The organism is Paenibacillus sp. UNC217MF (assembly GCF_000686865.1).
GTDB lineage: Bacteria > Bacillota > Bacilli > Paenibacillales > Paenibacillaceae > Paenibacillus_B > Paenibacillus_B suaedae.
This window is the reverse complement of sequence record NZ_KK366027.1, coordinates 32,474-45,692: the sequence shown is the minus strand read 5'-3', so window position 1 is coordinate 45,692 and position 13,219 is coordinate 32,474. Positions and strand designations below refer to the sequence as shown.

15 protein-coding genes and 1 pseudogene are annotated in these 13,219 nt (G+C 45.9%); 3 read left to right on the top strand and 13 right to left on the bottom strand.

Going from position 1 to position 13,219, the window contains the following annotated elements; translation table 11 throughout:
- Positions 1–134: 134 nt before the first annotated feature.
- A complete protein-coding gene (locus BP95_RS0116350) occupies positions 135–848 on the bottom strand; it encodes an SDR family oxidoreductase (RefSeq protein ID WP_028532740.1) in 714 nt (237 codons plus the stop codon).
- On the bottom strand, positions 835–1,401 hold the full coding sequence (locus BP95_RS0116345) for an NAD(P)H-dependent oxidoreductase (protein ID WP_021252393.1): 567 nt from the start codon (positions 1,399–1,401) through the stop codon (positions 835–837). The genes BP95_RS0116350 and BP95_RS0116345 overlap by 14 nt, the downstream gene beginning before the upstream one ends.
- A 161-nt stretch (positions 1,402–1,562) precedes the next feature.
- Between BP95_RS0116345 and BP95_RS0116340 the strand changes: the two genes are divergently transcribed.
- Positions 1,563–1,904: a winged helix-turn-helix transcriptional regulator gene (locus BP95_RS0116340; RefSeq protein ID WP_021252394.1), complete on the top strand. Its 342-nt coding sequence runs from the start codon at positions 1,563–1,565 to the stop codon at positions 1,902–1,904.
- Between the two features lie 72 nt (positions 1,905–1,976).
- Here BP95_RS0116340 and BP95_RS0116335 read toward each other — a convergent pair whose 3' ends face one another.
- Positions 1,977–2,444, bottom strand: a complete 468-nt coding sequence (locus BP95_RS0116335; protein WP_021252395.1) for a hypothetical protein — start codon at positions 2,442–2,444, stop codon at positions 1,977–1,979.
- Positions 2,431–2,640, bottom strand: a pseudogene (locus BP95_RS32600) (ATP-binding protein); the annotation flags it as partial. The pseudogene BP95_RS32600 and the gene BP95_RS0116335, both read right to left, overlap by 14 nt.
- Before the next feature lie 218 nt (positions 2,641–2,858).
- On the opposite strand from BP95_RS32600, the gene BP95_RS0116330 reads away from it, so the two are divergent.
- On the top strand, positions 2,859–3,275 hold the full coding sequence (locus BP95_RS0116330) for a DUF1259 domain-containing protein (protein ID WP_021252396.1): 417 nt from the start codon (positions 2,859–2,861) through the stop codon (positions 3,273–3,275).
- A gap of 67 nt (positions 3,276–3,342) precedes the next feature.
- On the opposite strand, the gene BP95_RS0116325 is transcribed toward BP95_RS0116330, so the two are convergent.
- The 4 genes from BP95_RS0116325 to BP95_RS0116310 form a co-directional block, all read right to left on the bottom strand.
- Positions 3,343–3,864, bottom strand: coding sequence for a MarR family transcriptional regulator (locus BP95_RS0116325; protein ID WP_021252397.1), 522 nt, complete (start codon positions 3,862–3,864; stop codon positions 3,343–3,345).
- A 290-nt stretch (positions 3,865–4,154) separates the two neighbouring features.
- A complete protein-coding gene (gene hcp, locus BP95_RS0116320) occupies positions 4,155–5,447 on the bottom strand; it encodes a hydroxylamine reductase (RefSeq protein ID WP_021252398.1) in 1,293 nt (430 codons plus the stop codon).
- A 213-nt stretch (positions 5,448–5,660) separates the two neighbouring features.
- Positions 5,661–6,425: an SDR family oxidoreductase gene (locus tag BP95_RS0116315; protein ID WP_021252399.1), complete on the bottom strand. Its 765-nt coding sequence runs from the start codon at positions 6,423–6,425 to the stop codon at positions 5,661–5,663.
- A gap of 92 nt (positions 6,426–6,517) precedes the next feature.
- Positions 6,518–7,267, bottom strand: coding sequence for a WecB/TagA/CpsF family glycosyltransferase (locus BP95_RS0116310; protein WP_021252400.1), 750 nt, complete (start codon positions 7,265–7,267; stop codon positions 6,518–6,520).
- A 231-nt stretch (positions 7,268–7,498) separates the two neighbouring features.
- On the opposite strand from BP95_RS0116310, the gene BP95_RS0116305 reads away from it, so the two are divergent.
- The gene (locus BP95_RS0116305; protein ID WP_036590240.1) at positions 7,499–8,386 is read left to right on the top strand and encodes a cation diffusion facilitator family transporter; all 888 of its coding nucleotides are present in this window, start codon (positions 7,499–7,501) and stop codon (positions 8,384–8,386) included.
- A gap of 337 nt (positions 8,387–8,723) precedes the next feature.
- On the opposite strand, the gene BP95_RS0116300 is transcribed toward BP95_RS0116305, so the two are convergent.
- From BP95_RS0116300 to BP95_RS0116290, 5 genes are all read right to left on the bottom strand, one after another.
- Positions 8,724–9,359 (bottom strand): nucleotidyltransferase family protein, encoded by a 636-nt coding sequence (locus tag BP95_RS0116300; RefSeq protein WP_021252402.1) that lies wholly within the window; start codon positions 9,357–9,359, stop codon positions 8,724–8,726.
- 94 nt (positions 9,360–9,453) lie between these two features.
- On the bottom strand, positions 9,454–9,567 hold the full coding sequence (locus tag BP95_RS33975; protein ID WP_231515129.1) for a hypothetical protein: 114 nt from the start codon (positions 9,565–9,567) through the stop codon (positions 9,454–9,456).
- Complete coding sequence (locus tag BP95_RS34425) at positions 9,527–9,664, bottom strand: Lrp/AsnC ligand binding domain-containing protein (RefSeq protein WP_331281226.1); 138 nt, start codon at positions 9,662–9,664, stop codon at positions 9,527–9,529. Before BP95_RS34425 ends, BP95_RS33975 begins: the two co-directional genes overlap by 41 nt.
- Positions 9,665–9,861: 197 nt before the next feature.
- Positions 9,862–11,853: a S9 family peptidase gene (locus tag BP95_RS0116295; RefSeq protein ID WP_021252403.1), complete on the bottom strand. Its 1,992-nt coding sequence runs from the start codon at positions 11,851–11,853 to the stop codon at positions 9,862–9,864.
- Between the two features lie 133 nt (positions 11,854–11,986).
- Positions 11,987–13,147 (bottom strand): DUF6348 family protein, encoded by a 1,161-nt coding sequence (locus BP95_RS0116290; protein WP_021252404.1) that lies wholly within the window; start codon positions 13,145–13,147, stop codon positions 11,987–11,989.
- Between the last annotated feature and the right edge of the window lie 72 nt (positions 13,148–13,219).

Here is a 13,219-nt window from a genome sequence, read left to right as displayed (position 1 = left end):
AGTAACATATACCTAGTAATTTTTCAATACTAATATTTGTATGTTGATCATACAATGAACCCCCCGGCATTCATGCCGGGGGGTTTTATGTTTCTCGTCTGTGAATTATGCTGCAAAGTGCTTATGATGGAGCTTTACGTTAATACGTGTCCGCCATCTACATGGATAACGGTACCGGTCACGAATGAATTCGTGAGTAGATACATCACGCTCTGCGCAGCATCTTCTGGAGTTCCTACACGCTGTACGGGAAGACGGCTTGCGATCGATTCATACAATTGCTGGCGTGCTTCTTCCGTCATCTTGCTTCGAGAAGGTGTATCCATGATTCCTGGTGATACAACGTTTACCCGAATTGGCGCAAGTTCCAACGCTAACGTCTTCCCCATATTGGATACAGCAGCATTGGCCGCGCCGAGAATAGATGAACCGATCATCGATTTATAGGCAACAACGCCGGAAAATAACACGATTGAGCCATTAGGAGACAGCTTTGGAGCGCCGTATTTGACTGCATAATATTGTCCCCAGAATTTATTCTCGAACAATTGTCTTGCCTGACTCGTATCCGTCTTCAGGAACGGGCCGCCAGACGTCTCTGCCGCACTTACGACAAGATGGTCAAATGATCCAATATTCTGAAAGAATTGCTCTACCTCATGTTCAATCGTGAGGTCAAGCTGTTGAACCGATGCTTTCATTCCAAGCTGTTCCTTGGCATGCTGCAGCTTGTTCTCGGAACGGCTTGCTATGACTACTTCAGCTCCATGAGCAATCGCTTGCTTAGCAGATTCAAGTCCGATGCCGGAGCTGCCACCGATAAATACAACCTTCTTATTGTGCAACATATTCATCTGTAAATACCTCCATTAAGTGCTGCTCAAGATTGGCAATATAGTGATCAATGTTCGGGTTCTTAATTACATCGTAGCAAGAAAAGCTTGGTAAAGGCTTCATACCGAGAAACTTGTGTATGCGATGAAGGTGACTTAGCACATTGTCCAAGCCCTCCCCTTCAAAGAATTGATCCTTTCTCTCAAATGCAGAGGATGGGGCGTTCCAAGTCGTGGAGAGCATGTATTTCTTGTCTGTCAGCAATCCACCTGCGCCATATTGTTCGGAACCAGTGAAGAATGTACCGTATGCATACACCTCATCCATATAGGTTTTCAGCAGACCTGGTACACTGAACCAATAGATTGGTGTCTGATAAATGACAACATCGGCCCAGTAAAATTTCTTCTGTTCTTCCTCGATGTTATAACCATTTTGGATAACTGTTGTATTGACATTATGGTGTGGACGTAACACACGAACCATGTTTTCCATTAAGGTGTTGTTCAGTTTCCCTTCAGAAGAACGGTATTGTTGATGACCGTTAATAATCAGAATATTTTTCATCAGATTCAGCTCCTTGAGTGTGAAGTATTGGCTGCAAGAACAGTATAATACTCAATAATTCCTTTAAGGAAGTACTGATATTTTATTCAGCTTATTTCCGTTAGGGAAGTATTGTGTTATGATGGGACGTAACATCTAAAAATTGTTGAGGAGGATCTTTCATGCTACATCCATCTGAACCTGTAACATTGACAAAAGGAACCCCTGGTCAAACCTGCCCCATCGCAAAAACGCTTGATATAATCGGTACGAAATGGACGTTTTTGATTATTCGTGACTTGTTGATCGAGGGAACAATGCGGTTTAGCGATTTATTGAAAGCAATGGATGGAATAAGTCCGAAGACACTCTCGCTTCGATTGAAGGAACTGGAGCAGCACGACATTGTGATGAGAAAAGTATACCCTGAGGTTCCTCCCCGCGTAGAGTATTCGCTAACAGAGAGAGGCAAACTACTGGAAGGGACATTCATTGAGCTGAAGAGATTCGGATTACAGTTATGAATGTAAATGAAGCCGGAGCAAGCACTGACTGCCTGACTCCGGCTATTGATGCAGAACTTCATTCGCGTCTGTTCACTTCAACGTGAGCTTCTTCTTCCATTTCCGTTCTTCACCAGCATCGTTGTGGAATACGAAGGTGACCTCACCATTCTCCCCCTTTAACTGTTCGTCATAGATAAATCCTGAAAATTGTCCATTTCCGCTAATATAGAAGCCATCCTCCCCATTTCCACCGTGTTCGATAGCTTGCTTTGTCGTATTGATAATGTTTGTCTTCTCTGATTTCCAACTCATCTCGGCTAGTGCATATCCTTTAGGGAGCTGCTCCACTTGAAAATAAAAGTGATGCTCGGATTGGCCTGGATTCGTCGTCTGATCGATGACGACCAAGATTGGATCTTTCTGCTTGACCTGCTCCTTCACGGCAGGCGTTGGTTGAACGTTCTTGCCTGAGTCTGCGGTTTCGGTTGTTCCGCATGCGGTCAGCAGTATAAACGATGCAAGACTAATAAGAAGCCAATGCGATTTAAACGTATTCATTATGGTCACCTACTTCACTTATTGATTGATCTACTGTGAAATAAAACAATACGCCATCCTTCGTGTTCTCTACCCCATACGAGCTGCCGTGCAGTTCAAGAATATGTCTGCATATCGCCAGCCCTAAGCCTGTTCCGCCAGATTTGCGATCCCTTGAGCACTCACCTCGGTAAAATTGCTCCCATACCCGTTGAAGCTGAATCCAATCATTTGAAACGCAATCGAGATACGCGCCTAGACATCATTATTCCGAGAGACATACATTGTCTTGACAATAGAATTATGACAATCGGAGCAGGCAAAATAATAATGAACTTCCACCCACGTATTTACTTATGTAGAACGACCATTGTTTTTGTCTATTGACGTTATGACGCGTTTCTGAGTTGTGTTCGCATAGGAGGTTATCGATACATGATGTCCAGTGAGGAACGTCTTTGTCGAAAGTTCGCAATGATCATTGGTGGCCAACCAGGATTTGCAGGTGGTAAATGCGTAGCTACGATATCTCGTCAGCAGATTCGGGCATTTATTTTAGGAAAGAAATTCGGCGTAACCTCTTCTTTTTCATTTGAATCCCTAAATAAGAGAACAGGCAGAGCTTTATGTTTAGGCAGAGTAGCCTTATTACAAAAAGAAACGAACCGCTTCCTATCCGCTATTCGCGAGCAAGGTATCCTCGTATCGTCTGTACACAGTGAATGGCTGTTTGAACGTCCACGCTTAGTCTATGTCAATATTGAGGCTGTTGAGAAACCATTGATCTTCGCAAGAAAGATCAGAAAAGCGTTGAATCTCAGCAAGCAGACTAGACTTGCACCAGCTAAGTAATGCAATTCCTTGTTGTAGGACGAGAGCCCAGTCCGCATGCTCATGGACTGGGCTCTCATAAGAGTACCTAACCTCGTGTATCTAAATTCTCGTGTATGGATGTCCAATTGTTCAGTATGTCCCGAAACACCTTCTGTACGATAAGCAGCTCATCTTCATTATAGGGATCTAGGATACCCAGAAATCGTTGTTCCAGTTCATGATGCACATCCTCATGCAGTACATTCAATTTCCTTCCCTTGGGATTTAAGCGGAAATAGACCTCTTTCTTGTTATCGCTTAGTTGGGTTCTTCGTATGATGTCCATAGATAAGAGCTTGGAGCATATTCGAGATACTGTCGCTTTAGATGTTCGTAATCGTTCCGCGAGCGCCGTCACATTAATAGGTTCATGCTCCCCAATACTGGATATAACGTGAAGTTCTGTGATATTCAGCTGCAGTCCCTCGTCGAATTCATCTCCTAGCTTTCTCATTTCATGAGCGATATGCTTCTGAATCAAATCCTCGTGCTGTTCCTGTTGATGAATAAGCTCAACAAATATGTTGTATATTGCGTGCTTGCCATAAGCTGAAGTTACCTGATCCATGCCCTTCCTCCAACTCGATCTAATGATTCTATTATACTCGATCAATCATCTGTAGAATAGCGAGGTGCATGCAATAGATCTGACTGGCAAGCTACGCTAGTTTTATGGTTCCGTGATTGGCATTCATCCTTTGTTGCAGCTTGGCAGCTCAAGGGCATCATGTTCAATAAAAAAGAGAGGGTATCCCCCTCTCTCAGACTCGACAAAATCCTGTCAAAAGTCTGACGCGACCCCTTAAGGGATCGCGTCTCAATCAATTAACTCTATAAATACTTTATCTCATTCACCATCTAGACAAGACGGAGCATCGCCTTCATATCTTCCTGCGCATCCCCGATAAGCTTCAGGCCGAACAGATCGGTCAGTACGTTCATCACGCGTTCCGAGATGAATTCCGGCGGCTTCGGCCCGATGCGAATATCACGGATGCCCAGACTGAACAAGCCAAGCAAAATCGCAACCGCCTTCTGCTCGAACCACGAGAGCACGATCGACACCGGCAGTTCATTGACACTACAGCCGAAGGCGTCTGCAAGCGCAGCTGCGATCTTGACCGTGGAGCCGGAATTATTGCACTGCCCCAGATCGATATAACGCGGAATGCCTGTATCCGCCACCGTACCGTAATCGACATCATTAAACCGGAATTTTCCGCACGAGGTCGTCAAAATAACAGTATCGTTCGGTAGTGATGTCGCGAGCTCCCGGTAATACTCGCCGCCCTTGCCTGGCGCATCGCAGCCCGCGATGACGAAGAAGCGCTTGATTTTGCCATCCTTAACGGCCTGAATAATTTCCGGCGCCAGCCCGAGCACCGTCTCGTGGTGATACCCCGTTGTCAATGTCTGCTCGCTCTCCACATCCGCCGCGGGCAGCACTAGCGCACGCTCAATCAGCGGCGAGAAATCGTCGTTCACGATCTTGGTCACACCTTCGAGTCCGGCCACGTCATAGGAGAAGAACCGATCGGCGTAGGTCCCCTTAATAGGCATTACACAGTTCGTCGTCGCAAGGATGGCGCCAGGATATTGCTCAAACAGACGGCGCTGGTCGTACCAGGCTTTGCCGATATTGCCTTTCAAGTGCGGATATTTCTTCAATGCCGGGTAACCATGCGCCGGAAGCATCTCGGAATGAGTGTAAATGTTGATTGCCTTGCCCTCCGTCTGCTTCAACAATTCCTCCAGCGCATACAAGTTGTGCCCTGTCACGACGATAGACTTGCCCTCTATCTTGTTCTGCGGGACAGTAACCGGAACCGGAACGCCGAAATGCTCCGTATGGGCCCGATCCAGCACATCCATAATGCGGATCGCCGCGCCCCCTACCTTCATCGCCATGTCCAGATGCTCCTGTAAGTTGAAATTCGAGTTAGTCAACGTCATATAAAGCGCTTCATGCGTAATCGCGTCAACCTCTTCATCGACATAACCCAACTGCCGCGCATGCGTCGCATACGCCGCGATGCCTTTCAACGCAAACACGATCGTATCTTGTAGACTAGCAATCGTCTCGTCCTTGCCGCACACTCCGACAACCATGCAGCCGCCCGACGGCGTCTGCTCGCATTGATGACAGAACATTGCGTTTCCCCCTGTCAAAATGATTTTCTATTTTCAACATACTACATGGGGAAGCACCCCCGAGTGCGTACGATCACATCAAATATTTCAAAATCATGAATATCGCGTCAATTTCACAATCTCGCCTCATGTCACAAAAAACAGCGCGTCCATAACGGATCACGCTGCCCATATGCGATAAGTGGGTATCCCTCTCTTTTATTGCTCTCGCTATTACAAATGTGATCCTCCGCTCGCGTCAATCAATTGTCCGGTTACCCAACGACTATCTTCTGAAGCTAGAAATGCGGCTATATCAGCTACATCTTCCGGTTCTCCCCATCTGTTGAAGGCCGACAGTCCAGCCGCATACCTCTGTCCTTCGGACTGGCTTAACGTGCCGGCGTTCATCTCTGTGTTAATGATCCCTGGCAGAATGGCGTTCACCGTAATTTGGCGTTTCCCAAGTTGCTTAGCGAGAGCGGATGTTAGTGTGTTGATCGCCCCCTTCGTCATGCTGTACGTAAAGACGACTGGCGACGCCGCTCGGGTGACAAAGGATGAAATATTAATGATGCGTCCGCCATCATTTAATCGCGGCAGCGCTTGTTGAATGACGAAAAAAGGCCCTTTGACATTGATGCTCATTACTTCATCGAACGATTCTTCCGTTGCCTCTTCCAGGCTCAATATTTGGCCGATTCCAGCGTTATTCACCAGAATATCGAAGCGATTATTCCCTGTATGCTTCTGCAGAGTGTCGTCTAGAGACCTATATAAATCATGAATCCCGCTCAATTGACTGATATCTGCGCCTATCTTAAAAGCCAAGCCACCCTGTTGTTGAATATGCCGTACCACTTCCTCAGCAAGTTCTTCTCTTCTCCCGAAATGCACCGCAACGAAGGCTCCTTCACGCGCAAGGCGCAGTGCAATGGCACGTCCGATTCCTCGACTAGCGCCGGTTACTACGGCGACTTTACCTTGTAAGCTGTTCATAGTTCATCTCCTTATGTATAGGGTCAACTATGTTATAGCACAAGGCATATTTTGAAATGTTGCTCTTACATATATTCTGACCTAATGTCCGCTCATTGTTTATTTTCTTTGTACAAGACAGCTTTGACTGCGAAGCGCGGCAAAATCAATTGTCTCTTCCATCTCGACGGCTGATTAAGCAGCCGATGCAGCCATTCCAGATTCAGCTTCTGCCACACAGCAGGGGCTCTCTTGACCTTCCCTGCAACGATATCCAGACTTCCCCCGACGCCAATTGCTACGCGGGAATGGAGCTGATGCTTGTATTTATGTATCCACCGTTCAGCGTAAGGTGCTCCGAGTGCCACGATTAATACATCCGGCTTCACGGCAGCAATATCGTTGACTATCTTGGCTTCGTCCTCTGAATGGAAGAATCCATGATGCCTTCCTACAATATGCACATGAGGATAAGACTCCTGGATAACCTCAGCGGCTCTCTTACTCACAGTTTCTTCTGCACCAAGCAAGTAGAAAGACCACTTTCGCTGATTCCCTTCGCTTAAGAGATTGAATAATAAGTCACAGCCCGTCACCCGTTCAGGAAGCGGATTGCCCTTCAAGCGAGATACCATGACGATGCCGATACCGTCAGCTGTGAGCAGCCCAGCATCGTCAATGATTGCTCGCAGGTTCTTATCCTGTTGGCAGGCCATCGTAATCTCAGGATTTAGCGTCACTACATGGAACAATTGTTGATTCTCCATGCCCTCAGTATGAATGACATCGCTAATGATATGCACAGTCTCTGTCATCGTTATTTTAGGGACAGGTATTCCCATAATTCGAGTTTCATTCGACACAAAGATGCCTCCTTTTCCAAGTATATCCATATAGTAGCACAACTTCTGTACGGAATGCCGCAACATATGGAATATGATGGTATGATCCAGTCTTTTTGCATGGCGTCAACTTTTTTCAATTGCCCCTATTTATCTGACTTCGTGAAAAAAGGTTTCTATAGACCCACTCGATTTTCATCTGCTATGGTTGACTATGTTGGCAAGAATAAGTTGATGATAATGGTAAGGGTGATGATCTTGAACGGACAAAAGGTTGCATTTTTATCAGTTCTTAGCAATACAACTGTTGTGATATTAAAGCTGGTCGTAGGAATTCTGACGGGATCGATTGCCGTTATTTCAGAGGCGATCCACTCTTCCTTGGACTTGGCAGCGTCTGTAATTGCGTTTTTCTCCGTACGCATATCGAATCGTTCAGCCGATCGCAATCATCCCTATGGACATGGTAAGGTTGAAAATATTTCCGGTACGATCGAAACACTGCTCATCTTCGTTGCAGGCATTTGGATTATATATGAGTGTGTTCATAAGTTATTGCGGCCAGCAGAAATTGAGATGCCGTATCTTGGAATCGCGGTTATGTTTATTGGTGCTGGGATTAACTTGGTCGTTGCGAGGAAGGTTGGCAAGACCGCAGATGAGCTGCATTCTGTGGCGATGAAATCGAACGCACTGCATTTGCTTACTGACGTGTATACGTCACTTGGCGTAGGTGTAAGCTTGCTGCTCGTAACGCTGACAGGGTGGACAATCTTAGATCCGATTATTGGGATCCTTCTTGCGGTGTACATTATGAAGGAAGCATTCACGCTTATGAAGGAATCATTTCCTCCCCTGATTGATGCTAGATTGTCCGAAGAGGAAGAGCAGCAGCTTCAGCAGCTGATACTCTTGCACAAAGATAAGTATATTGAGTTTCACGATTTTCGTACGAGACGCTCCGGCCCTGTTGAATACGTGGACTTTCATCTCGTGGTACCTTCTGGAATGGATATTGCAACCGCGCATCATCTGTGTGATGAAATCGAGCATACGATTCAGGGCAGTTTCGAGCGGGCAGAAGTACTGATTCATATTGAGCCTGAGCATGAACGGAGAGATAGACTTGCTCAGCAATAAATAGATAGACAGGTTTTTGTTTCATGCTTATTGGCGTATATCCATAAAATAAGTTATAGACTGACCTGAAAAATAGGAACAGCGACAGCTAAGGACAAGAAAATAAAGTCCTAGACTGTCGCCGTTCCATTGAACAGACGTGTCCCGTTAGAATGACAAATTTATGCTGGTTTTACCTCGTTTTAATGCGAGATAGTCGCTGGCTGCGCTGTTCAGTTAGCCAGTGCAGGGTTGTTGCCTGATTCCGCCTACTCAAAATACTTCGAGCGACCGAGCAGCCGTTAGGCTGCGATGCGTGAAAATGGTGTTATGCGATGGTCTGTTCTTCCTGAATCAACTACCAAGGCTCTATTCTTAAATCATTCCATTGCGCCTTCCATCGACTTACTTTCTTATCGTAGATCTCTTTAGTAATTTGTCGCTTATTTGGTCTTACAACTTTATTAAACAAATCATCCAATCCGTAAGGTGCATATACATCCCATTCATCGGAAGTTATTCTTATTCCTAAAGACGTAGCTGTCGTTGGCCATGTATCGATTGCTTCTTCCACTGACTGATAGGGCTTAATCTCATATCCAAACCGGCTCTTGTACCATAAATGAACTCTAGCTTCATTCTTTACATCGATCTTAAATGGATAATTAGGAAACATCCTTTCTAGCTGTGATTTTACTTGATCTTCCTTCTCTTCAGATAAATCACTATCATCAAAATAGACTAAATCCACATCCTTAATTCCATGATCGAGGGGCAAATCACTTAAATAATTCCATGTTGTCTGAGTAATACATCCCGCGCCAACATAGTAATTATTTATCTTCAGTTCTTGAACTCTATCAAGAAATTCATATATAGCTTTATGTTTTCGTACGATTTGAGCTAGTTTTTCTACTTGATGATTTAATACATGAATTTGAATCACATCTTTCTTAATGGTCTTTGGCTTGTTTGTTCTAACAGACTTTTGCATACCGTCTTATTCACGAACTTCGTAAATAATTCCTTATGTAGGGTATTCGCGAAAACTTTGGACTATCCTGCTGGTATAGCTTAATGAAGTATCGTCAGTCTACAACTTTATTTTCTTTCAGAGAAGAAAGGGAAATAATCGAATTACTGCTTTGAACACCGATCATATTACTCAGCGTATGAGATATGAAATATTCCAATTCCTGCATATCTGCAACGAGTACCTTTAACTAAGTAGTCGTATTGGCCGGCTACATGATGACATTCGAGTACAGGCTCGCACGCGACAACTGCTTGCCTAACCATAAATACATAAATTTTAATGCTAGACTGTTTATTCATCTAAATTTATTAATTGAATCAGATATAAGTTGGCAATGTAGCTTAACATTTTAGTTGAAAAGGTTCATATAAAAAAGAACAGATTGGAAAGCACATTCTTTCCAATCTGTTCTTATCCAATTCCTATTCGGATTTAATGATTGCTAGAGGTCTATCGAGACCTACACATATTGCTTCATCCAGCCAACAATCCGGTTCAGACGCTCTACACGAAGCTCTGGGTGCCCGTTGCGCGATAGATCATGATTCGCATCAGGGAATCGCACGAGCTGCGTTGTCTTGCCCAGACGCTTCAAGGCCACATATAGCTGCTCAGCCTGCTCGATTGGACAGCGCAAATCCTGCTCTCCGTGCAAAATAAGGAGCGGTGTCTGCACAGTGTCCACATAGGCGAGCGGTGAATGCTTCCAGAGCTTCTCCGGGTCTTCCCATGGCTGTGCACAGATCTGATACTCGGTAAAGAAATAACCGATATCGCTAACCCCATAGAATGAGAACCAGTTCGAGATCGAACGCTGTGTAACAGCTCCCTTGAAACGATTCGTATGGCCGACAACCCAGTTCGTCATGAATCCGCCATAGCTGCCGCCCGTAACGCCAAGTCTATCTTCATCGATGAAGTCGTAGCGGGCAATCGCCTGATCAACGGATTCCATAATGTCCTCGTAGTCCTTCCCGCCATAATCCCCACGGCAAGCATCCACGAACTTCTGGCCATAACCGAGGCTCCCGCGCGGATTTGAATAGAGAACCGCATAACCTTGAGCGGCAAGTAGTTGGAACTCATGCATGAAGGAATTCGCATACATCGTATGCGGGCCGCCATGAATTTCAACAATTGTCGGTACCTTATCGCCTGCTGACATTGCTGGTGGCTTCATGATCCAAGCTTGCACCTTCCAACCATCGGTTGTCTGGAACCAGAACGATTCCGGCTGGCTTAGCGTCAGTTCCGCTAGTAAACGTTCGTTCGGGGCTTCAATCAGCTGTTCTTGCCCTGTGCCCAAATTCTTGATGAATAGCTCTCCAGGCTGCAGCCTATCAGCCGAAATGAATACAATCTGCTCTCCGTCCTTCGTGATCGTAAATTGAGTTATCTCCCGATCACCGACCGTTACATATTCACAGCTACCTTCTAACGAGATCCGTGCGAGCTGTACATTGCCTTCAGCTGAGACAAGCGAGTATACAGCAGAACCATCTGATGTAAAGACGAGTGGCGAGGATCCAAGACCCTTCATATCGGTAACTGCTGCATTGCCTACGTACAGATCAAGGTCGGCAGTAACGCATTCAGGTGCTCCTCCTGCTGCTGGTACGGTGTATACCTTAAGCAGGGTGGCGTTCTCGTATTGTCGGTCATGTCCATAGAATGCAATCGATTGGCCGTCCGGCGAGAATGCAAGCTTCCCGATGACGAGACCAGATTCCGTTATACGGCGGCACACTCTATCCTCACAGTTTATGATATAAATGAATTGACTAAGAACCAGATCAGGGTCAACTTCTTTATCCTCAACACGATTCGTAGAAAAGGCCACTTCCTTCCCGTCTGGTGACCATACGGAATCATGGACATCATAATCTCCGGAAGTCAATTGAACGGATTGGCCTGTTTCGATATGATGAACAAATAAATGAGTGCGCTTGTCGTCCAGCAAGCCTCTTCCATCTGCCTTGCATCTTAACCGATCAACTACGATCACCTGCTTGGCTGACTTCTGACTGTCGTCCGCAAGCTGCTCCTTCTCTTCTTTCTTGGAAGAATCGATACTCGCTGTGTACAACAGTCGGGAACCATCCGGCGACCATGAGAATGCGCTTACTCCGAACTCCGCGCCTGTAATCGCCTCTGCTTCGCCGCCATCAGCTGCCATTGTCCAAATCTGCTGGTGCTTATCCTTCTTGCGAAGAAAGGCCAGCTTCTGGCCATCCGGCGACCAGACCGGAGCGCTATCCTGCTCTCCATGGGTAAATACCTTGCTCTTCGTTCCATCTGCTGACGAGATATGTATGCGCGAGCGATAACCGCTCTTCTCTTCATTGACCTGCTTCGCTACATAAGCAATCGTTCCGTCTGCAGGATTGACATCCGGATCAGACAACCAGACGAACTGGTACAAATCTTCTGCTGTGATGGTACGACGTTCCATTGCAACACCTCCCATGATTGATATACATAGTATGGCATTCTTTTCCGGAAAAAGACAAGTGCATTCGAGCTAACTTCCGCCTATTGCTCCCAATCTCGCAACAGGCTAATAAACTCGACGTGTCTCTCTTTCCTCAACTAAATCGATATTGCTCCGACATTCCGTAAGAAAGCGTCAAGACGCCGCCATCCTTCACCAAGTCCGCTCCCTGCTCCTTCGCTTGGCAAATTACGTTGTAAATAGAGCTGACACTTATATATTGCTTGTATATGTCATCATCAAATTCTCCTGTACGGAAGCCCTCAAACAATGCAGCAGAAATCATAAAATAGCTGGCAAATTGAGTCCGATACACACGGAAGGATTCATCTCCCCTATACAAAAGCATCTCTTCGTTGTAAGTAAGCGTATCAAAAGCATGCTCTGCACAGATCTCAGGCAAAAAGGCGTATAGCTCTTGGGCTAAATCAGCATCCTGCAATCTCTCAGCCAATAAATCCGGGAAACTGTCGTACTTCTCCTGCGTATCGCACTCCATGAAGAGGCGTACCGCTGTATGCGTGGCATCCTCAATTTGCTCCGGCTGATATGGATACGGTGTATATGTGTCCTCCGACTGCTGTAAGAAAATAAACTGCTTCTGAGATGCAAAGCCTTCCACCTGCCAATTGTTTGCGATATCCGCTACCATTTGCCCCAGTTCCGGGCTCGAAATATCATTTATGCGGCATTCACCAGTAATGTCATCTCCGTGCTTTGCGGCATAGATTTTGATATAGCACAGCTTCTGATCGCCGATTCTCTTCGCGATTTCGTCCTTAAGCATTTCCCAATATGGGGATTCTTCCATCTCAGGTGATGATTCTCCCAGGCCGACGATATTGCTCTTATACGCCTTCCAGTGATGCACGGTGTCTCCGTAAGTCGTATGCAGCGTCTCAGGATTTCTGTCCTGCTCCATGGAGGCGATTCCTTCCATGAGGGAGAAGGCAAAGCCGCCTATTGCGGTACCGAATGCATTTTTTAGATTACTGCCGATGCCCGCCGTCGTTTCGAAAATATCGCGATCCCATTTCGGTGAACTCACTTGAAACTGTAGCATGACGGTCTGATCCGTCCACTTCGCCACATGAGGACGTATTGTAAGTTCCCATTTCGGGATGATGATACAGTCCCCTTCTATCATTTCCTCAGCCTCAAAAATTCCTCTCATCCCTTGATGAAGCAAAAAATGTGCGGGGTCATCAATTTTTTCTTCTTCCCAATCCAGCGCGATTTCTTGTTCTCTCGTCATCTTGCAGCTCCTCCCTTTATGTCTGCTTGCTCATATGCTTTATCAAAGGATACCATATTTCAGGGCTGTCGA